Consider the following 22,369-nt stretch of genomic DNA (forward strand, 5'->3'; position numbering starts at 1 on the left):
TTTCTGTAATTCACAAACAAAATTTGATTTTAGGATATTAAATTTTAATAATATTTAAGATAAACTCAGGAAATCTCCCTCGGAAAAGTAATAATGTAACGTGTTGTCTTTGTATTCAATAGCCCTGACAGCAACTGATCCTGCGACTGATCGAGACGAATTTTCTGTCCGTTTTTCTGAAGAAGATTAATCGGCTGTCTTTCAATATCATAAGACAAAAGTTTGCGCTTTATTTCATGTACCATTGCATCACCGTTATCAATTCCAAAAAAATCATTTGTCTTTTTTATTTTTTCATCAATAAAATCCGGATCAAACGGCTGAGTAGAAATAATCGTTTTAGGTAAGTTTCTCTGAATGATACATTTGCAGTAATAACTTAAAACAAAGTCTTCCGAATTCTGCCACAACTTCATCGCCTGAATCACATCATTATCATCAAGTTGTGTAAAGCGGAAAATATCTTCGTCGGTTGCCTCGCTTTTGCCTCTGTAAAGAAAATAGCTGAGATTTTCTGTCGCCGGAAGATTCATTCCCTGAGAAATCAGATGTTTTGCACGTTCCAGTACTTTCACAAGAAGAAATTCTGCCAGTGCTGAAGTTTTGTGGTAATACACCTGCCAGTACATAAACATCCTTGCAGTAAGAAAGTTTTCAATGGAGTAAATTCCTTTTGCATCGATCACCAGTTCGCCTTCTTCACAAACATTCATCATCGAAACAATTCTTTCTGCATTGATGTTACCTTCAGAAACTCCTGTGAAAAAGCTGTCTCTTTTGAGATAATCCAAACGGTCGACATCCAGTTGCGAGCTGATGAGCTGATTAAAAAACTTTCTGTGATACTTTCCCTGAAACATTTCCAAAGCAAGCGTTAATTCACCTTTAAACTCATCATTTAAACGGTTCATCAGCAGTAATGAAAGATTTTCGTGATGCCAGTCGTCCATCAGCATACTTTCCAAAGCGTGTGAAAACGGGCCGTGACCCACGTCATGCATTAAAATCGCCAGCATTGCGGCTTTTTCTTCTTCAACTGAAATAGAAATTCCTTTTTGCTTTAAAGTTTCCAAGGCAGTAAACATCAGATGCATTGCACCCAAAGCATGATGAAATCTTGTGTGTGTAGCTCCCGGAAATATTAAATTCAAAAGTCCGGTTTGCCCGATTCTTCTCAATCTCTGAAAATAAGGATGTTCTATAACATCAAAAAGAATTTCGTGGGGAATTTTTATAAAACCGTGAACGGGATCGTTGATGATTTTGAGCTTGTTGATGTTCATTTAGAAAGATGATTAATACTACAAAATTAGATAAATTTAGTTTAACAGATTTTTAATTTTTATTGGGAAAAACTTTTGAAAATGTAAATCTACTTTTGAGGAAATAAAAACTATTAATTGTAATGAAAAGATTTTTACTTCTTCTCGTGCTTGTTTTCGCAGGAACTCAAAAGAATTTTGCTCAGGAAAAACTCTCAGAAACTCAAAAACTGGAAGCTTTGGCGAAAGTCTGGGGATTTTTGAAATATTATCATCCGGAAGTGGCTAAAGGAAGTTTTGACTGGGATAATGAACTGATCGAAAAGATCAACGCAGCCGAAAAAGCAGGTGACAAAGCTCAATTCAGCAAAATGATTTCAGACTGGATTGACAGCCTGGGAAAAGTGGATGTCTGTAAAAAATGCAGCAAAAAAGATGATAAAAAATATTTCCTTAAAAATTTTGATTTAAGCTGGACAGATGACACCGGGGTTTTCGACCAAAAAGTTATAGAAAAGTTAAATTTTATCGAGGAAAACAGAAACCAGGGAGATAACCACTACATTACAGTTGGCAGAAGTTCGGTGGCAAATTATAAGAATGAAAATACTTCGAATCCAGAATTTATATCCAGGGGAAACACTTTGCTTGAACTTTTCAGATACTGGAATTTTGTAGAATATTTCTTTCCTTATAAATATCAAACCGACCAGAAATGGAGTGATGCTTTAACGGAAATGATTCCAAAATTTTCATCAGTAAAAAACACGCGGGAATTACACTTAAATGTTTTAGAACTTGTAACAAAAACAGATGACAGTCATTCTTATTTTTCAAGCAGGGAAACCAACTCTTTTTTCGGATTGAAAATGTTGCCGGTTCATTATAAATTTATTGACGGACAACTCATTATTGTTGAAATTGCCCGTGATTTTGATTCCCAAACACAGCTAAAGAAAAACGATATTATTTTAAAAATCAATAATAGGAAAGTTTCAGAGCTATTTGATCAGTCGAAAAAATATTTACCTGCATCCAACACATCTGTAAAGGAGCGGAATTTTGTTTATTATAAAATTCCTACCAGAAGCAATGATGAAAGTCTGAAAGTACAGATTTTAAGAGACGGTAAAACAATTGATCTTGATGAAAAAACATATCCTTTTAACGATATCCGTTTTTCTCAAAACAAAAATAAACAGGAGTGGAAAATGCTTTCTGACCAAACAGCCTATGTTGATATGGGAATTCTTGAAAAAGACAATGTAGACAAGATGTTTGCAGAAATTAAAGACAGCAAAGCCATTATTTTTGACATTAGAAATTATCCTAAGGGTACGATACCCAAAATATCATCCTATTTATTTCCTGAGAGATTAGATGCAGTATCATTTACCGCTGCCAACTTTAATTATCCGGGAAAATATGATTATATGCAGACTGAAAAGTATGGACATAACAATAATTCATATTATAAAGGAAAAATTGTCGTTTTAGTGAATGAAATCACACAAAGTCACGCAGAATACACAGCAATGATTCTAAACGCTTTAGAAAACACAACTATTGTAGGATCGCAGACATCCGGTGCAGACGGTAATGTAAATGAATTTGAAATTCTTGGAAACCCAACTCGTTTTTCCTGCCTGGGCACTTTTTATCCGGACGGAACAGAAACTCAGAGAATCGGTATTGTTCCTGATATAATCGCAAAACCCACAGTTGAAGGTATAAAAAATGATAAAGATGAAGTTATGGAACGGGCTTTAGAATTTATTGAGACCGGAAAATAAACTGAAAACTGGTATTTTCCGCTGTACTTATTTTATAAGAAATTGTGATAACTTTATGCAATTCTTAAGGATGTTTTGGCGTAATTTTGGGACTGATACCACAGTTCAAAAACTTTGAACTCTCAATTATAAACTTGAATTTTAAATATGTCAGATAAAATATTATGGATCGATGATGAAATAGATTTACTCAAACCTCATATCGTATTTTTAGAAAAAAAAGGCTACCAGGTGACGCCTGTAAACAATGTGAATGAGGCTTTGGAGCTGATGGATTCAGAGAAATTTGCACTAACGCTTATTGACGAAAATATGCCGGGAATTTCCGGTCTGGAAGCTATTCCTATGATCAAGCTGAAAGACAGCAGTCTGAAAATCGTAATGGTAACCAAAAGTGAGGAAGAACACATCATGGAAGAAGCCATCGGATCGCAGATTGCAGATTATATTCTGAAACCTGTGAATCCGAATCAGATTCTGCTTTCATTAAAGAAAAACCTTCAGGAAGATAATTTGGTTGAGCAAAAAACTATTCTTCAGTATCAGCAGGAATTCAGAAATCTTTCGCTTGAACTTTCTTACCTGAGAACGTATCAGGACTGGGCGGAATACTATAAGAAAATCGTGAACTGGGAACTTAAATTTGATAAAGTTGCCGACAACGAATTTGCTGATTTGCTACAGTCTCAAAAAGAAGAAGCCAATATTCAGTTCGCTAAATTTATCGAAAATAATTACGAAGACTGGTTGACCGACAACGAAAAACCGATGATGAGCCACACTTTATTTAAAGAAAAAGTGAAGCCTGAGGTTGAAAAAGAAAAAGTGCTTCTTCTGATGGTTGACAATTTGAGATATGACCAGTGGAAAGTAATTGAACCTTTGTTTACGAAGTTCTACAATAAAGTTTCAGAAGATTATTACTACAGCATTTTACCGACAGCGACTCAGTATGCGAGAAATTCTTTTTTTGCAGGTTTGATGCCTTCGGAAATTGAAAAAAGATTCCCTGATAAATGGTTTAATGATAATGAAGACGGTAATAAAAACGAGCACGAAAGAGAATTTCTGGAAGATCAGATGAAAAGAATTGGTTTGAGTTCAAAATCAATGAAATACCTGAAGATTTTGAATGCCGATTTTGAAAAGAAAATCTATGAAGATTTTAATCAGCATAAAAACAATGATCTTTTGGTGATTGTGTACAACTTTATTGATATTCTATCTCATGCAAAAACCGACAATCATATTGTGGATCAGTTAATCAGAGATGACAAAACTTTCAGATCTTTAACATACAACTGGTTTGAAAATTCATCTTTAATTAAAATAATCAAACTGGCTGCCGAAAGTGGGTTTAAACTGGTGATTACAACAGATCACGGAACGGTTTATGTGAAAAAACCAAGCAGAGTTGTAGGCGACAGGGAAACGTCAACCAACATCAGATACAAAACCGGAAAGAGCTTAACCTATGAAAACAGTGATGTCTGGGCAGTTACGAATCCTGAAAAACTGTTTTTACCTAAAGGAAATTTAAGTTCAAAATATATTTTCGCCAAGAATAATATCTTTTTAGCATATCCTAAAAATTACAATCACTTTGTGAACTATTACAAAGAAACCTATCAGCACGGAGGAATTTCTCTGGAAGAATGTATAATTCCAATCAGTATTCTGGAGCCGAAATAGCAGGTTGCAGATGGCTTTTGGCTGATTGCCTTTGGCTTGTATTCTTGCTCAGATTTTACTTAAGTTTAGAAAATTTAATAATTAAAAATATTCAGGTCGGGGTGGAAAATAAAATTTTTTCACCCCGACTTTTTTTTGTGGATGCTGAAAGGCAAAATCGTTTTCCTTTTGTATTTTTGGAAAAAGAAAAATTTTGAGATTAATTACATACAACGTCAACGGCATCAGAGCCGCATTTACAAAGGATTTTTTAGGCTGGCTGAAAACAGCTGATCCGGATATCGTCTGCATTCAGGAAAGCAAAGCCGGAAACGATCAGATTGATATTGAAAGCCTTGAGAAGATTGGCTATAAAAGCTTCTGGCATTCAGCGCAGAAAAAAGGTTACAGCGGCGTGGGAATCGCGTCTAAAACTCAACCGAAACACGTTGAATATGGTTGTGGAATTGAAAGTTATGACAATGAAGGCAGAGTGATAAGAGCCGATTTCGAAGATTTTTCTGTGATTTCAGTTTATGTTCCTTCCGCTTCAAATATTGAAAGGCTTGAATTTAAAATGCAGTTTTGCCACGATTTTCTAAGCTATATCAAAGAGCTTCGTAAAACTATTCCTAACCTCATTATTTCAGGTGATTTTAATATCTGTCATCACGCGATCGATATTCATAATCCGGTAGGTCTAAAGAACACTTCCGGCTTTCTGCCAATGGAAAGAGAATGGATGACGGATTTTATTAACGAGTGCGAACTGATTGACAGTTTCAGGCAATTTAACAGTGAGCCCGACAATTATACATGGTGGAGCTACCGACAGAACGCAAGAGCCAATAACAAAGGCTGGAGGCTGGATTATAATTTCGCTTCCTATCCTATGAAAGACAAACTTACCAGAGCCGTGATTTTAAAGGAAGCTGTGCATTCTGATCACTGCCCTGCGCTGTTAGAATTCAAGATTTAAAATTCAAGATTTAAGATTTAAGATTTAAGATTCAATATTTAAGGTTTAGATCTTAGATAATTAAACATGTCTCACAGACTATTTAATAAAAAAAGCCAGCTGAGTCAGCTGGCTTTACCATTTTTTTTATCAGTCTATTCTTCTTCGACTTCTACAACTTCATATTCAATTGGAATTCTGCCGCTGGCAAGATTTCCGATTTCATCAAAAGCTGCTTTAGAAAGGTCTAATGCTCTTGAAGAATGATAAGGACCTCTGTCGTTGATCTTTACAATTACTTCTTCTCCGTTGTTGAGATTGGTTACTTTTACCAAAGTTCCGAACGGAAGCGTTCTGTTTGCTGCGGTTAATTTGCTGTTATCAAATACTTCTCCGCTTGCTGTTTTTTTACCGTTAAATTTATCGTGGTAATACGACGCATAACTTGTTTTCTTTGCATCTGCAGTATTTTCCGTAAAAGAATAAACACCGAGAGCAGAAATCATCATTATGATTACAAGAATAAATCTTTTCATCATTTTGAAATTTTTTGGGTTAATGACTTGGCAAAAATAGAGTGCTGAAATAGAGTGACCTATTTTTTTTGTTAACGACTGTTAAAGAATATAAAATGAAAAGTTAAATTAGGTCAAAAATCAACTCTTGAGAACACCCGGAGCGAGATTGTTAAATTGAGTTAAAATTACGTTATAAATGTTAATTTAATTAACTAAGTATTGACAATAATATTGAATACTGGCGAATAATATCATTATTAATCAATGTTTTAAGCTTTTTTGACCGTAAAAAAAACCAACACTGAAAAGCATTGGTTTTGTATAATAAATTTTAATTTAATTCTAAACTAAATCTCCATAAAGGTCAAATTCTTCAGCTGAAGTAATCTTCACCTGAGCAAAATCCCCGATTGAAATGTATGTGTTTTCTGCAGAAACCAAAACGGTATTATCTACATCCGGTGAGTCAAATTCTGTTCTTCCCACGAAATAATTTCCTTCCTTACGGTCAAATACACATTTGAAAGTCATACCGATTTTCTCCTGATTTTTCTCCCATGAAATCTGCGACTGAAGTTCCATAATTTCTTCTACTCTCGCCTCCTTTACTTCCTGCGGAATATCATCTTCCAAAACATAAGCTCCTGTATTTTCTTCATGAGAATAAGTGAAACATCCTAAACGGTCGAATCTCTGCTCACGAACCCAGGATTTTAATTCCTGGAAAATTTCTTCTGTCTCACCAGGATAACCAACGATTAAAGTAGTTCTGATCGCCATATCCGGCACCTTTTCTCTGAATTTGTTTAAAAGTGCATTGGTTTTTTCGTGGCTTGTCCCTCTTTTCATCGATTTCAAAAGTTCTGAATTGATGTGCTGTAAAGGAATATCAATGTAATTACAAACCTTAGGTTCTTCTCTGATGATATCTAAAACATCTTCTGGGAAACCGCTTGGAAATGCATAGTGAAGTCTGATCCACTCAATTCCTTCTACTTTTACGAGCTCTTTTAGAAGTTCGCCTAAAGCTCTTTTTTTGTAAATATCTAAACCGTAGTAAGTAAGATCCTGAGCGATAAGGATTAATTCTTTCGTACCTTTTTTAGCTAATTTTGAAGCTTCCAAAACCAGTTTTTCAATAGGTGTTGAAACGTGCCCTCCTCTCATCAACGGAATTGCACAAAACGAACAAGGTCTGTCGCAACCTTCTGAAATTTTAAGATATGCGTAATGTTTTGGCGTTGTTGTTAATCTTTCTCCTACCAGTTCATGCTTGTAATCAGCTCCCAAATGCTTTAGTAAAATCGGAAGATCTCTTGTGCCGAAATACTGGTCAACATCAGGAATTTCTCTGATCAGATCCGGTTTATATCTTTCTGAAAGACAACCTGTAACAAAAACTTTTTCTACCTCACCACGGTTTTTCGCATCTACATATTCAAGAATAGTGTTGATGGATTCTTCTTTGGCGTTATCGATGAAACCACAGGTATTGATCACCACAATGTCTCCACGGTCTTCATGTACCACTTCCTTTCCGTTTGCCTTAAGCTGACTCATCAGAACCTCCGAATCGTAAACATTCTTGGAACACCCGAGAGTTACTACATTGATTTTTTTCTTACCTGTTGATTTTGTACGCATCTTTCTATTTTTCAGGGTGCAAAGATACAAAATTATAAAAAGCCTGAGCCATAAAAAGAAAACCACCTTAAAAAGATGGTTTTGAATATTTTATAAAAAATAATATTTAATAATTTTTTTCACTGAATAACGGTGCAGTTTTGTCTTTCTCAGAAAGCACAGCTTCTTCAGTAGAAATTTTCCAGTCGATATTCAGTTCCGGATCGTCAAATTTTACGGCTCCTTCCGATTCTTTACTGTAAAAATTATCACATTTATAAGAGAAAACTGCTGTTTCGCTTAAAACTGAAAATCCGTGACCAAAACCTCTCGGAACATATAACTGTAATTTATTTTCTGCCGTAAGCTCAATTCCGAACCATTTCCCAAATGTTGGAGAATCTTCTCTCAAATCCACTGCAACATCCCACACTTTTCCTTCAAGACAGGAAACCAGTTTTGCCTGTGCGTGCTCGCCTTTCTGCAGGTGCAGACCTCTCAAGACTCCGTATGAAGATTTAGAAATATTATCCTGTACAAAGTGCCCGTTCATTCCTGTAAGCTCTTCAAATTTAGCCTCATTATATTTTTCAAAAAAATAACCGCGGTCATCTTCAAAAATGGTGGGTTCAATGATGTAACAATCTTTAAGAGGCGTTTCTTTTATCTTCATTATGTTTATTTTAATGGCTGTTTAGTGTAAAAACAACTTTTATGGTTTTAAAAAATATTAAAAAATCTAATTTTAAATTGTAATTTTTGATGTAGTAGAGATCGTATTCAAGTTTTTTGAGATTTTCCTTTGGTGTTGCTTTTGGTAAATGCACCTGTGCCCAACCGCTGATTCCCGGTTTTACAAGATGTCTGAGATCAAAATAGGCATTATCTTTAACAGATTCTATCACAAATTTTTCCCTTTCCGGTCTTGGTCCGATGAGGCTCATGGATCCGTTGAGTACATTAAAGATCTGGGGAAGCTCATCAATTTTGGTTTTGCGGAGAAATTTTCCTACTCTTAAAAGACGATGGTCATTTTTTGTAGTAAAATTGCCGTCATGAAGTTTTGTCATCGTTCTCAGTTTAAAAATCTTGAACGGAACTGAATTTTTCCCGATGCGGACCTGTGAAAAAAACACATTTCCAGGGGAGGTTACAAAAATCAACAGTGCTCCAAAAGCAATAAGCGGTAAAGTGACCGGCAGTAAAAGAAGACTGACGATAATATCGAAAACGCGCTTAAAAAAAATATCTTCTTCATTAAGACCTATGCTGAAAACATTATCTGCAAGATATTCATTCGAAGAAAATTTAACCAATGGAATCCGTTTGCTGACGACTTCATAGAAATTCTGTGCATCATAAATCTTTACTCCTTTTATTTTTGATTCGATGATTTCGTTGGTCACTTTTTCGGAGATATGATTAACGTTGGTGGTGTCAATAATCACATTTTTGATTTTTAGTTTAACGATATAATCTGAAATGCTTCTGGTTTCAACACTGGTATCAAAAAAAATCACCTTATTGTCCTTCAGAAAATCTGTTTCTTTCATAATTTTGTAAGAAATATCGCTGACGTTTACTATAAGATATCTTTTTGGAAAGTTGGTTAACTTAGAAACTTTCATTTTTTTGCTATAACAGAATACAATTCTTTATATTTATTATACATTACATCTACATGGAACCGGTCTTCAAATAATCTCCTTGAGTGTTTTGCAAATTTGTCATAAATATTTTGATTATTCAGCATAAAAGTAATGGTTTTTTGCATTTTGTGCAAATCCTCATTTGCTGCGAGAGCTCCATTGCCGTCTATCAGTTCAGAAATTCCACCTACATCTGATGCAATGATTGGTTTTGAAAAGCATAATGCTTCAATAAGTGACATAGGAAGTCCCTCATAATTAGAAAATAACACCGCAACATCAGCATCTTTATAATATGTGAAAGCATCTTTTTTCTCCCCCAAAAGAATTACGTTTTTCGGAATATTTTTTTCTTCGGTTTTATTTCCAATCCACGCAAAGAGAAGATTTTCATTTAAAAATTGATTTGCCAATGAGCAGAAAACATCAAATCTTTTTGGCGGAGCAAGTCTTGATATAGATAATACGACTTTTGTATCCGCATTTTGTCTGTAATCTGCAAAAAGATCTTCAGCATCATCAAAATCTTTCCTGGCAAAATCCTGTATTCCGTTTTGAATGACGTGAATATTTTCAGTAATTCCTTCGGCTTTCAGGTTTTCAAGATCATAATTGCTGACCCCCACAATGGCTCTGCATCTCGCCTTTAAAATTTTTTCTAAAGGAAGAAACTTTCTGTAGCGGACTCTGATCGAATCGAAACCATGAATAGTATAGATAATTTTTGATGCAGGAAAAATAAGCCTTCCCAGAATACCGATTTTTGAGGAATGAAGATGAATAACATCCGGCCTGAACTTTTTGTAAACATTATTAAGTTCTTTTAAAACGATGAAATCTGCTAATCCTAATGAATGTCGTAAACTTTTAATTTTAATCTGATGAACCTTAGGATGAAGCACATCCCACATTTCACCATGTTCTGAAGAAGCAACAAAAACCTCATCGCCATCCTGCACAGATTTACCTGCAAGATTGATGACGACAGATTGCGCGCCTCCCAATTCGGCTAAAGTGATGACATGCAGAATTTTCATTCGGAAATCAATTTTACGTTTTCGATGTTTTTAACCTTCGTTTCAAAGTCTTTTTTCTTCTGCAAATGATCAATTACAATTCCTGAAAACTCGATTTTTATGCTGTGTCTGTTGGGTGTAAACCAATATGGTACTTGATTTTGCCTCCAGTCAGCATTTTTTATTTTAATTAAACCCTGAGCGTCGTGAGGTAAGTCCTCGGTATTTAACGAGGTAAGTAAACCGTGTCTTGACCCTTCGTCAGTATGCTTGTCGATAGTGATATCGACTTTTTTAATATTGGAAGCGTTCTGTCTGTTGAATTCGTTTAAATTAATGGCAATTCCGGCAACCTGATTGTGAAAAGTATATATGTTTTTAAGCAAGATATTATTCACAATATCTTTTTCCCAGCTTGGTTCAATATCGATTCCACACTGTGGATCGTGACCGTATGTATTCGAAATAAGAATATTTTTTAGGACAACGTTTTTTGCTGAAGTTACAGAAATCCCGTTTCGTCTCGCTTTATTAATCCAACCGCCGTCTACAACCACATTTTCAGAAAAGCCACCATCTTCTGAACCAATGAAAATACCGTCACCAAAAGTGTCTGAGATTTTGGCATTACTTATTGTTACATTTTTTGAATTGAGAACGGCAATTCCGGCAGACCATTGGCCTGTCTGAGATTTTGTTTTGGAATATCTGTTTCCGACAATTACAGCATTTACAATCTCTACATTTTGAGCATTGTAAATTTTCACCACATCAGAAAATCGTCCATTTGCAAATCCAACCGATTGTATTGACGAATTTTTCCTGAATATGATTTTTTTATCTGAACCGATTTTTAAACCTTTAGAATTAATAAAAATTTTAAAATCAGGAAGAAAAATTACTTTATTAGCGTCAATTATTTTCTGAACTACAGCAGTATGATCTTTAGAATTTTTGAACTTCCTGTCAGCAGGAAAAAGGTTTTTTATTTTGCTGATATTTGGATTTGAAGTTTTTAGATACTGACCAACAAGCGAAACCGGAATTTCTGTCACCTTGAATTCCTGTGCTTTTACATTTAAACTCAAGATAAATAATCCTGTAACAAAAACAAGGTTCAGACAAAATCTACTTTTCATTATTTATAAATTTAGTAAAATGCTCTCCGTTAAGTTTAATTTGATTCCTGTTTTGAATTAAAACATGTTCTTTTCCAACAATATAATATATCCAATAAATAAAGCTCGCAATAAAATAACGTAAACAAAACCTGACGTAACGGCTTGAAAATAAGTTTTTCTTTAAAAGATAAAAAACACCGCCAAAACCCTGAAAATATTTTTTATAATATTGGTTTCCAAGTTCTCTGTAAAAAAACAGGGGCTCCCCCATCGTTTTAAAAACCGAAAAATCCTTTGTGCGCATCCATAAATCTGCATCTTCAATCCTTAAAGCTTTTTCGTCATAAGGATTTGCTTTGAACCATGCCGTTTTCCCCATGATGGTGGGATGAATAAATGTTACATATTCTCCAAGAAAATCATTTGGAAGACTGTACCGCTTCCCTACCACTTCGTCATCTTCATTAATGGAATATAGATTAGTTCCTAAAACATCGATTTCCGGATGATTAATAAGCGTTGACAGCTGCTTTTCGATTCTTTGCGGATGCATGATATCATCACTGTCCATCCTGGCAAGATATTTTGTCTCTACATTCTGAGCAACAGTATTCAGTCTTGAAGATAAGGCTAAATTTTTACCGTCTGAAAATATTTTCACCCTTTTGTCGTCCGAAAACTGTTGGGCAATTTCCATGGATGAATCAGTAGATCCATCATCTACAATCCACAGTTCAAAATCCTGATAAGTTTGTGAAAGAACTGATGCTATTGCTTTTGCCAAAAATTTTTCAGCATTATAGACAGGTATTGCTACAGTAACTTCTGCCATTATTCTGCACTGTTATAAATTGAAAAAAACGTAAATATAAAAATCAAAAACGCAAGTGTTCCCAAGCTGTATTTCGCCGATTTATTAACGGTAAAAAGCGGAGAAAGTAAGAAAGGAATTGTAATCCACGACATCACTCCCCACCGGTCTGAAAACGGAATCTGAAACATAAGAAAAAATATCGCACTCATTACCATGTAATACTTTAACAGAATTTCATAGCTTTCATTCTCATATTGTAAAATTTTGGCATTGATGAAAGAAAATATTCCTAAAAATATGGTGTTGAAAATTGCAAATTGGGTTTTAAAACCCACTTCGTAGCCAAGGCCATTTTCATTGTTGATATAAAAATCTGCCCGTTGACTGTCTATTAAAAAGAAATAACTCAGCAACGGACCGAAGGATAGTACACTTCCACCCACAGCTGAAACTGTTAAAATCAGAAAATACAGAATATAATAGTATTTGATTTTAAGTTTTTTTAATAAAACAACCAATCCGAAAATCAGTAGAATTACGACGGTTGTAATATGAAAAAACACTCCCAATACCAAAGGGATTATCCAATTCCAGTGTTTAGAGGGATTTTTAAAATAGAGACTCACCGCCAAAAGGAAAAACGCCAGCGAAACCCCTTGTCTCACAATGTTGACTCCCAAACTTTCAAAGAAATAAAAACTTATAAAACTGAAACTGACCAAAAACACATTCAAAGTAATTTTTTTGGAAAGAATTAAAATTGACGCCAAAATTAAACCGTTAAACAGAAGACTGACGATTAAAAGAAAAATACGGTAATTATCTGTAAAGCTACTTACTAAAAGAATGAGAGAATCATACAGAATCTGAAAACCAAAATCTAATTTATTATGGTATTCAAACTGATATTTTACCAAAACCGTATCTGTTCCCACCTCATCATCTCTAAAACCAAAAAGAAAAGTGACAGCCAAAAACAGAGCGAAAGAAAGAAAAACTGAGTAAGAGTTATAATGCTTTTTCTTAAGATCAACGTACATGGAGAAGATGATTGCCACGACAGCAAAAATCACATAAATGGCATAAAAATTTAATTTGAATTCCTCCATTAGACATTAGGATCAGCGAACTCAGTAAAAATTAAGATTTACTGAACCATGATTTCATTTTACCAAAAAATCCTTGATCTACATCTTGATTGTAGCCATATCCTTTCTGATTTCCGTAGCCAAAATTCTGGGCTTTTACATCATTCAGAACGATATTTACTTTATTAAGTTTCTTTTCAGCAGCGGTATGATCTGCATATTCTATAAAACTCTTTTCAGTTTTTTCTGAACGCATAATGTATAAACTTACATCTGCCAGTTTTGCAATGATGTAGGTATCTGTTACCGGCATTAAAGGTGCAGAATCGATCAGTATATAATCGTACAGTTCTTTTGCATTTTCAAGCAACACTTTATATCGGCCATTATCTAATAACTCAACCGGATTTGGCGGAATAATTCCCGAATAAATAAAATCACAATACTCATTCATTTGGCTTGGATGAATGATATCCTTAATATCAGTTACCGTTCCGTAAAGGAATTCTGTGAGCCCTTTAGCAGATTTCATTTCAGGCCTGTATCTCTGAAGCTGTGGATTTCTGATATCTGAACCGATCAGCAGAACTTTTCTTCCTTTCTTCGCCAGACTTAAAGCCAGGTTCATAGAAACCAAAGTTTTCCCTTCGCCTTTCACACTGGAAGTGATCAGAATAACGTGATTTTTCTTTTCAAGTGGTAATTGCAGATTGATATTTGTTGCTAAAATTCTGAATGATTCAGCCAATGCGGAAACATCATTCTGCTGGATAAGATTATTCTTTTGAGATTTAAGATGTGGAATTTCTGCCACGACCGGTAGTGAAGTGTGTTTTTCGACACTTTTCTTATCTGAAATTCTTGTGTTAAAAAACAGCCTCAGGAAAATGATTAAAAAAGGAATTCCCAAACCTAAAAATACGGCTGCACCCAAAGCAATCAGTTTTTTAGGAGCCACTGGCTTTTTATTTTTGTAAGCAACATCTAAAACCCTGGCTTTATTGGATGACATCGCGAGCATGATGGCTGTTTCTTCCCTTTTTTTCAGCAAAACAAGATAAAGTTCTTCTTTAATCTGCTGTTGTCTTTCAATATTCCTGAACAAACGTTCCTGAGCAGGAACTTTTCTCATCCCCGTATTCGTTTTTCCCTCAAGCGAAGAAATACTGTTGATCATCGATTGAATGCTTGATCTGTTCTTATCCAGACTTTCTTTGATTGCAGTTCTCTGTTTTTTAATTTCGTCATTCAGAGTTTTTACCATCGGATGTTCTGAGGTTGAATTTTCTAAAAGTCTGTTTCGCTGTAAAACTAACTGATTGTATGCAGAGATATTGCTGGAAGATTCAGCATCCTTTTCACTTCCTAACTGTGTAGTCGGAAGAATTTCTGTAGAAGCTTTACTATTGATGTAACCTGAATACATATTATTGATTTCCAACTGAGTGTAGAGCTCCAGTTTCTTCTTTTCAGCTTCAGCATTGGTCTGCAATTCCAAGCCGGCCTGAGTACGGATATCAACAAGATCGTTGGCGGTTTTAAAATCCTGTTTCTGCTTTTCAACATCTCCCAACTCACGTGAAATAAGTGTAACACGATCGTCAATAAACTGTTTTGTTTTTTCGGATTCAGTATTTTTTTCGTCAATAGCTTCCAGATTATATTGCGCAACTAATGTGTTTAAAATGTCTTTAGCTTTAGCGATATTTGGGTATTTAACTGAAAGATCAATTACTGTTGCATCTTTATTACTCAGTTTTACTTTTAGAAGTTCCTGAAGATCATCAATCAAACTTACCTTGTCGGTATAAGTAAAAAAGAGCTCATTTGCATTAAGTTTTTTGGTGTGTAAAGGATTAAAACTGTCGTTTTTGAGAAACATGACATTCGCATACGGAAGGCTTACAGTTTTATTGAACTGAGTTTTGACGGGAGCTGAAAACTCTTCTGAATTAAGCGTAATTTCATTGCCTTTAATGCTGATATCAATTTTCTCTTTCGGAAGTTCAGAAAAAGGTTTTTCATTGATCACCTGAATTTTAATGGGCGATTCTGCTTTATATAATTCTACTTTATGAAATTCTCCTTTAGTATATACGGGACATTGCAATGGCAATTCGTCAACGAGCTGACCAAGCAGTTTTTTAGAAGCCAAAACTTCCATCTCATTTTCTACAGTATTTGAGTTGAAACCTGTTAAACCTGCCAAACCTTCCATTCCGGGAATAGCATCAGCCGGATTACCGGATTTCTTAGCATCTTTAATTAAGATTTTGGTGGTGACTTCATACTGAGGTGCCGTAGTTTTAATATACACTATTGCCAACAAAATCATCAAGACTACGCCAGTAACAAACCAATACCATTTTCTGCGGTAAGGCTTCAAAATTTCCTGCAGAGAGTCTTCTTTATTAAATTCAGTCTTCAAATTTTACCCTTTTATTTTCGGTCAACGAATATAGAGATTTTGGCACGAATATGAAAACCGGAGGCTCATCAAATGCCGAAATATTACAAAAACCACATTAGTTTTAATACTTTAATAAAAAATATTAAAATATTGACACAAAAACTCAATAGAATTATTTTATTTCTGATTAAGGATTGCTGTTAAACTGTAGTAAATTTTTAAGAAATCACTCTACGTAGAAAAATCATTTACCGAATACAGTCTTTCTGAATATTAAAATCATCACGAGAAAACTGAGAAGGTAAGTGATAAAAAAGGCTATTGAACTTCCTTTTAATCCAATTTTATGAATAAAAGCCAAACTTAAAAAAACATATAAAACCGGAAATAAAATTTCTATAATAATATAACCTTTAGTCATCACCTTCGAAATCATTAGATAAGAAAAAACCAACGACAGAACTTTAAAAAAATCTCCAGCCAGTTGCCAGAAAAATAAACTTTCCATGCTTGAAAAATCTTTGGTATAAAGAATTTCTATGATGTAGAATCTTGTGAAATAAATGCCAGCACACATTGCCAGAAACAATGGAGCCAGAAATTTTAATCCTTCTAAAATTTCTTTTCTAATATCACTTTTACCATTTAAAGATGAAAGTTTTGGGAGAAAATAAGTTCCTAAAGTTATATTAATCATCAGAAGATAACCATCGGAAATCCGGATTAAACCCTGCCATATTCCCGCACTGTTGAGATCAATTTCTTTGGTAATGAAATTTCTGATGATGATCTGAGCCAAAGGCATTGCTGATGAACTCACCACCGCCATTACTGTAAAATGACTCAGGTTTTTTATGGTTTTAAAATCTGGTTTAAAAATTGATCTGCTGATGTTTTTAAAAATCCTTTTCCAGACCAAAAGTACCGCAACAAAAAACACAGCAAACTGTGTGATGACCAAAGCATACAAAGCACCTGAAATGTTGTAATAATAAATAAGCAAAATCGTCAGAAGCAGAGTGATTACACTGCTGATTCCGTTGATGATGGTGAATTTTCTGATATAACCCAACCCGTTAAGAAAGGCTAAAAGGATCGTGTTTAATGAGTAAAAAACAATACCTCCACCCAAAAGATAAATCACCGAAACATATTCCGTGCTGTGAAAAATACTTCTGCTCCAGTGTTCAGCGAAAATAACAAGCCCTAAAAAAACCAATGCCGAACAAACCAAAGACACAAAAACTGAAGTATCATACAGAATTTTGGATTTCCTTCTGTCGTTTTTAAATTCTGCGGTGTATTTTACAATTCCTGAAGTGACAGATCCATTTGCCAGACTCAGTACAACTGCCATAAAATTGGTCAGTGAACCCACCAAAGCAACACCAGCCGGTCCGGAAAAAGAGGAAATGACTTTTGTTGCAACAAATCCTGCCGAAATTTTTACGAATGCCGTGATGCCCGAAAAAACTGTTGTACTCAGAAGTTTCATATGCAGATTCTATTGTTTGTAACGGTCATCCCGCATGGTCGGGACAGATTATAATATCGCCAGATCATCATTGGTATTTGCTGATTTTTTTGCCATGGCGATTTCATACTTATTTTCCGGATTTAAGATTAAAGAAAATTCCAAATGCTTTTAAAATAAGTTTGAGATCGTTTTTTAAAGAAAGATTTTTGTAATATTCCAGATTCATTTTCACTTTATCCGGAAAAAGAACTTTATCATTGTATTCCAATGGATTTTTCTGACGGGAGAGAATTTGATCTTCATTTTTATATTTAAATCCTGCTTCGCTGATGAGACCCGGTTTTAAATTTAAAACTTCACGGTCATCGCCTTCCAATGTATCGTAATATCCTTTGATATCTGGTCTTGGACCAATAAAAGACATTTCGCCTTTTAAAATATTAAACAATTGTGGAAGTTCATCCAGCTTGGTTCTCCGCATCCATTTTCCGAAAGAAGATTTCTGATGCGTGACAGAATGATAGGTTTTAAATTTAAACACCGTAAACATATTCCCGAATCTCCCTACTCTTTCCTGAGTGAAAATCCCCGGAAAACCGGTATCTGCTGATGCCAGAATAAAAAGTACGAAAAAAAGCGGAAGAAAAACTACTGCGGCTACGAAAGAGATTCCGTAATCCATCACCGACTTCCAGACCGGATATTTTTTCACAAAGATGTTCTTATCGGGCAAAGATAACAAATTCTGTCATTGCGAGGAACGAAGCAATCCGTTTAGATTATTTCGCTATTTCCAACAGATTGCTTCGCTTTGCTCGCAATAACTTTGACAGAAGCTTTGCATTCAGGTTTTTGCTCACTTAAAAAATTTTCAATACTTTAGCCCTATGAAAATAAACGCACAAAACTATTATTACTCTTCTGAAAAGGTTTTCGGATAAGGATTTTGTGCTTCAGAAATAAGTAAAAACCCCGTCCGAAAGACGGGGTCTTTTGTTTTAAATAAATAAAATATGAAGATCAGCATTATAGGCGTAGGATTGATTGGAGGATCGATTGCTTTAAAATTAAAACAGAAAAACACCGCCGATTTCATTTACGGAATCGACAGCAATATAGATAATCTTGAAGATGCTTTACAGTTAAACATCATCAACGAAAAAGCGGATTTCAAAACCGGAATTGAGTCTGCAGACCTCATCATAATTGCCGTTCCTGTGGATTCAGCAGTCAAAATTCTGCCTCAGGTTTTAGATTTGATTTCAGATCATCAGACGGTGATGGATGTGGGTTCCACAAAATCAGGCATTGCAAAATCGGTCGAGAATCATCCTAAAAGATCGCGGTTTGTGGCCTTTCACCCGATGTGGGGAACAGAAAATCACGGCCCGAAATCCGCAGTTGCCGCAAGTTTTTCAGGTAAAGCCGGTGTGATCTGTGACCGCGAAAAATCTGCAAAAGATGCACTTGAACTGGTAGAATCTGTTGTTCTGGACTTGGATATGCACATCATCCACATGTCTGCAGAAGATCACGACATTCATACGGCTTACATTTCTCATATTTCTCACATTACTTCTTATGCTTTGGCAAACACAGTTTTGGAAAAGGAAAAGGAGGAAGAAACTATTTTCCAGTTGGCGAGTTCAGGGTTCTCCAGCACGGTTCGTCTGGCAAAATCCCATCCCGAAATGTGGGTTCCCATTTTTAAACAAAATAAAGAAAACGTTTTGGATGCTTTGAATGAACATATTTCTCAACTCAGGAAATTCAAATCTGCTCTAGAGAAAGATAACTTTGAATTTTTGGAAGAACTGATTGTGAATGCAAACAAAATTCGCGGAATTCTTGATAAGTAAAAAGATGCATATGTATCACTCAAAACGTCCGTATCTTTTTACTAAAACGTCCGTATGTTTTGCGCAAAACATACGGACGTTTTTTTTAGAACTTCAGCTGATTTATGTTAACACTCAGGAACATTAACCGCAATCGCCAATCCACCTTCAGAAGTTTCCTTAAAACGGTCGTTCATCGACAACGCAGTTTCCCACATCGTTTGAATAACCTGATCTAAACTTACCTTGGCTTTTGTAGGATCACTTTCCAAAGCAATATTCGCTGCAGTGATGGCTTTTATAGCGCCCATCGTATTTCTTTCAATACATGGAATCTGCACCAAACCTCTGATTGGGTCACAGGTTAAACCTAAATGATGCTCCATCGCAATTTCTGCTGCCATCAGGACCTGACCGACGCTTCCACCAAGAATTTCCGTTAAACCAGCCGCAGCCATTGCTGAAGAAACTCCGACTTCTGCCTGACAACCGCCCATCGCCGCAGAAATGGTCGCATTCTTTTTAAACAAAGTTCCGATTTCACCTGCTACCAGAATAAATCTTGCAATATCATCTTCAGTTTTAGCTTCCGTGAAGGCTTGCGAGTACATCAAAACTGCAGGAATTACGCCACTCGCGCCATTCGTGGGTGCAGTGATGATTCTTCCGAAACTTGCATTTTCCTCATTGACAGCAAGCGCAAAACAGGAAATCCATTTGTTGATATTGGTAAAATTTTCTTCGGCGTCAACAACCTGCTGAAACCATTCGTCGATATTTCTGTATACCTTCTCGCCCAAAAGTTTGCGGTTGATTCCTGCTGCACGGCGCGTCACATTCAGACCTCCGGGAAGAATTCCTTCTTTGTTGACACCTTTGTAGACGCATTCCTTAATGTTTTTCCAGATATTTAAAGCTTCGGCACGGGTTTCTTCCTGACTCCTCCAGCTTTCTTCATTGATTAAAATTAAATCTGAAATTTTATCAAATCCTAAATGTTCACAATATTTTACAATATCCGAAGACTTGTGACAAGGATACAATGTGCGTACACACTGCTTCTCGATAGAATTTTTCTCCTGACTCATGATAAAACCACCACCCACAGAATAAAAATCCTGCATCAGTTCGGTGCCGTCTTCGAAAATTGCCCTGAAAATCATTCCGTTGGGATGATAATCGAGTGATTTAGACATATTTAAAACCAAATGATGTCCGTAAATGAAAGGAATTTCTTTTTCACCACCCAGATTAATGATTTGAGATTCTTTGATTCTGTTGACTATCTCATCAATCTTCGTAGTGTCTATGGTTTTAAAATCTTCACCATTTAAACCCAACATCCCGGCAATATCGGTTCCGTGGCCGATTCCTGTTTTGGCGAGTGATCCGAAAAATTCGAGAAAAACTTCTTTTACTTCGGCTACTGATCTTTCACGGTTTAAAATTCTGATAAACGCTGCAGCAGCATTCCAGGGACCCATTGTATGCGAGCTGGAAGGTCCGATTCCCACTTTAATTATTTCAAATACAGATATTGACTCCATATATTTTTTTCAGTTTCATGAAAAGCAAATATACATTGAAAATATTTTAGATGGGAAGGAATTTGAGGTTAAGGTTGAGGCTGAGATTGAGGCTAAGGTTAAGGTTAAGATAGAATCAAAAAAACAGCGGTCGGAAAAGACCACTGTTGAAGTTATATACCAAAAAAATTTACCATTTTAAACTCTCACCATGCTGAGAACGGTCAAGACCCATTTCTTCTGATTCTTCTTTCACCCGGAGTGTAATCATCCGGTTTGTGATTTTATACAAAAGCAAAGACCCGAAAAATGTGAAGACTGAAACTAAAAGCAAGGCGATCATGTGATGGGCAAAAACACCTATTCCACCATGCAGGAGGCTTGCATTTTCACCATGTGCAAAAATGGCGGTGAGAATCATTCCCATAATTCCGCCAACACCGTGGCAGGCAAAAACATCGAGTGTATCATCAATTCTCTTCAAAGCCTTCCAGTTGACCATGAGATTTGAAACGATTGCTGAAATAAAACCTATGAAAATACTTTCCTGAATAGATACAAATCCACATCCCGGAGTAATGGCTACCAAACCAACCACTGCACCGATACACGCTCCCAAAGCGGAAACTGGCCGACAGTTTAAACGGTCAAAGAAGATATACGTCATCATCGCAGAAGCTGATGCGATTGTAGTAGTTCCGAAAGCCACAGCCGCCGTTGCATTAGCAGATAAAGCCGAACCCGCATTAAAACCAAACCATCCAAACCACAACATTCCTGTTCCTAAGATCACATAAGGAATATTGGAAGGTTCATGATGAGGATTCTTACGGTTCCCCAAAACGATCGCTCCAGCAAGAGCAGCAAAACCGGCACTCATGTGAACGACTGTGCCGCCGGCAAAATCTTTAACTCCGAAGAATTTATTTAAAAGTCCTTCCGGATGCCAAACCATGTGACACAACGGAGTGTAAATCAAAAGACTGAACAGAATCATAAAAAGCAGATACGAAATAAACCGAACCCTTTCGGCAAACGAGCCGGTAATTAAAGCCGGTGTGATGACCGCAAATTTCATCTGAAACAGCGCAAAAAGAACAAATGGAATCGTGGAAGCCATATCCTTGTGCGGATAAAGACTTACGTTGTTGAAAAACATATACGTAAAAGGATTTCCGATGATGCCATAATGTTCACCGTCTATCTCAAAACCGATGGAGTCACCAAATGACAGCGAAAAACCAACGACTATCCAAAGAATTGAAATTACACCCAGAGAAATAAAACTCTGCAGCATCGTGGAAATCACATTTTTTTTGCCAACCATACCGCCGTAGAAAAAGGAAAGCCCAGGTGTCATTAAAAGTACCAGACCTGCAGCAGCGAGAATCCATGCAACATCAGAACCGACCACTGCGGATTCACCTAAAAAATCTCCGGTATTGGGAGCTGTGAAATCAGGACGCCAGAATAGTCCTCCGACTGCAATGAGTGAAATAATAATGAAGGAAACAATCCATTTCAAACCAACTTTCATATCTATTATAATTTTACCCCTACAAAAATATAGATAATAAAATTAAAATAATATTCTTTTTAAAGATA

At 35.8% G+C, this 22,369-nt stretch carries 18 protein-coding genes; 4 read left to right on the forward strand and 14 right to left on the reverse strand.

The genetic code is table 11. The annotated features are described in order from the left end of the window. Nucleotides 1-65 precede the first annotated feature (65 nt). Nucleotides 66-1,283, reverse strand: a complete 1,218-nt coding sequence (locus ASG21_RS14725) for an HD domain-containing protein (RefSeq protein WP_056081727.1) — start codon at nucleotides 1,281-1,283, stop codon at nucleotides 66-68. A gap of 122 nt (nucleotides 1,284-1,405) precedes the next feature. On the opposite strand from ASG21_RS14725, the gene ASG21_RS14730 reads away from it, so the two are divergent. The 3 genes from ASG21_RS14730 (at nucleotide 1,406) to ASG21_RS14745 (ending at nucleotide 5,705) form a co-directional block, all read left to right on the forward strand. Beyond that, a complete protein-coding gene (locus ASG21_RS14730) occupies nucleotides 1,406-3,055 on the forward strand; it encodes a S41 family peptidase (RefSeq protein WP_056081730.1) in 1,650 nt (549 codons plus the stop codon). Nucleotides 3,056-3,202: 147 nt separating this feature from the next. Beyond that, nucleotides 3,203-4,747: a bifunctional response regulator/alkaline phosphatase family protein gene (locus ASG21_RS14735; protein ID WP_056081733.1), complete on the forward strand. Its 1,545-nt coding sequence runs from the start codon at nucleotides 3,203-3,205 to the stop codon at nucleotides 4,745-4,747. Between the two features lie 193 nt (nucleotides 4,748-4,940). Beyond that, nucleotides 4,941-5,705, forward strand: coding sequence for an exodeoxyribonuclease III (locus ASG21_RS14745; protein ID WP_056081739.1), 765 nt, complete (start codon nucleotides 4,941-4,943; stop codon nucleotides 5,703-5,705). A gap of 134 nt (nucleotides 5,706-5,839) precedes the next feature. Here the strand turns inward: ASG21_RS14745 and ASG21_RS14750 are convergent, their stop codons facing one another. The 11 genes from ASG21_RS14750 to ASG21_RS14800 form a co-directional block, all read right to left on the reverse strand. Beyond that, nucleotides 5,840-6,223 carry a septal ring lytic transglycosylase RlpA family protein gene (locus ASG21_RS14750; RefSeq protein WP_056081742.1) on the reverse strand — a complete coding sequence of 128 codons (384 nt, stop codon included), beginning with the start codon at nucleotides 6,221-6,223 and terminating at the stop codon, nucleotides 5,840-5,842. Nucleotides 6,224-6,544: 321 nt separating this feature from the next. Then, complete coding sequence (gene rimO / locus ASG21_RS14755; protein WP_056081745.1) at nucleotides 6,545-7,846, reverse strand: 30S ribosomal protein S12 methylthiotransferase RimO; 1,302 nt, start codon at nucleotides 7,844-7,846, stop codon at nucleotides 6,545-6,547. Between the two features lie 106 nt (nucleotides 7,847-7,952). Continuing rightward, nucleotides 7,953-8,498 (reverse strand): dTDP-4-dehydrorhamnose 3,5-epimerase, encoded by a 546-nt coding sequence (gene rfbC, locus ASG21_RS14760; protein WP_056081747.1) that lies wholly within the window; start codon nucleotides 8,496-8,498, stop codon nucleotides 7,953-7,955. A 10-nt stretch (nucleotides 8,499-8,508) separates the two neighbouring features. After that, on the reverse strand, nucleotides 8,509-9,453 hold the full coding sequence (locus ASG21_RS14765) for a sugar transferase (RefSeq protein ID WP_056081752.1): 945 nt from the start codon (nucleotides 9,451-9,453) through the stop codon (nucleotides 8,509-8,511). Continuing rightward, nucleotides 9,450-10,511, reverse strand: a complete 1,062-nt coding sequence (locus tag ASG21_RS14770) for a glycosyltransferase (RefSeq protein WP_056081755.1) — start codon at nucleotides 10,509-10,511, stop codon at nucleotides 9,450-9,452. Before ASG21_RS14770 ends, ASG21_RS14765 begins: the two co-directional genes overlap by 4 nt. Further along, nucleotides 10,508-11,629, reverse strand: a complete 1,122-nt coding sequence (locus ASG21_RS14775) for a right-handed parallel beta-helix repeat-containing protein (protein ID WP_056081758.1) — start codon at nucleotides 11,627-11,629, stop codon at nucleotides 10,508-10,510. The genes ASG21_RS14770 and ASG21_RS14775 overlap by 4 nt, the downstream gene beginning before the upstream one ends. Next, nucleotides 11,619-12,443, reverse strand: a complete 825-nt coding sequence (locus ASG21_RS14780; protein ID WP_056081761.1) for a glycosyltransferase family 2 protein — start codon at nucleotides 12,441-12,443, stop codon at nucleotides 11,619-11,621. Before ASG21_RS14780 ends, ASG21_RS14775 begins: the two co-directional genes overlap by 11 nt. Next, nucleotides 12,443-13,534 (reverse strand): EpsG family protein, encoded by a 1,092-nt coding sequence (locus ASG21_RS14785; protein ID WP_056081764.1) that lies wholly within the window; start codon nucleotides 13,532-13,534, stop codon nucleotides 12,443-12,445. The genes ASG21_RS14780 and ASG21_RS14785 overlap by 1 nt, the downstream gene beginning before the upstream one ends. 31 nt (nucleotides 13,535-13,565) lie before the next feature. Next, complete coding sequence (locus ASG21_RS14790) at nucleotides 13,566-15,941, reverse strand: polysaccharide biosynthesis tyrosine autokinase (RefSeq protein WP_056081766.1); 2,376 nt, start codon at nucleotides 15,939-15,941, stop codon at nucleotides 13,566-13,568. A gap of 226 nt (nucleotides 15,942-16,167) precedes the next feature. Continuing rightward, on the reverse strand, nucleotides 16,168-17,418 hold the full coding sequence (locus tag ASG21_RS14795) for an O-antigen translocase (RefSeq protein WP_056081769.1): 1,251 nt from the start codon (nucleotides 17,416-17,418) through the stop codon (nucleotides 16,168-16,170). Between the two features lie 109 nt (nucleotides 17,419-17,527). Then, a complete protein-coding gene (locus ASG21_RS14800; protein WP_241773504.1) occupies nucleotides 17,528-18,112 on the reverse strand; it encodes a sugar transferase in 585 nt (194 codons plus the stop codon). Nucleotides 18,113-18,413: 301 nt separating this feature from the next. Here ASG21_RS14800 and ASG21_RS14805 point away from each other — a divergent pair, with 301 nt between their 5' ends. Then, on the forward strand, nucleotides 18,414-19,259 hold the full coding sequence (locus tag ASG21_RS14805) for a prephenate dehydrogenase (protein ID WP_056081772.1): 846 nt from the start codon (nucleotides 18,414-18,416) through the stop codon (nucleotides 19,257-19,259). Nucleotides 19,260-19,366: 107 nt separating this feature from the next. Here ASG21_RS14805 and ASG21_RS14810 read toward each other — a convergent pair whose 3' ends face one another. Further along, nucleotides 19,367-20,785 (reverse strand): L-serine ammonia-lyase, encoded by a 1,419-nt coding sequence (locus tag ASG21_RS14810; RefSeq protein WP_056081775.1) that lies wholly within the window; start codon nucleotides 20,783-20,785, stop codon nucleotides 19,367-19,369. A 169-nt stretch (nucleotides 20,786-20,954) separates the two neighbouring features. Further along, entirely contained in the window at nucleotides 20,955-22,301 is a 1,347-nt protein-coding gene (locus ASG21_RS14815; RefSeq protein ID WP_056081778.1) for an ammonium transporter, read from the reverse strand. Between the last annotated feature and the right edge of the window lie 68 nt (nucleotides 22,302-22,369).

The sequence above is a fragment of the Chryseobacterium sp. Leaf394 genome, assembly GCF_001424105.1.
GTDB lineage: Bacteria > Bacteroidota > Bacteroidia > Flavobacteriales > Weeksellaceae > Chryseobacterium.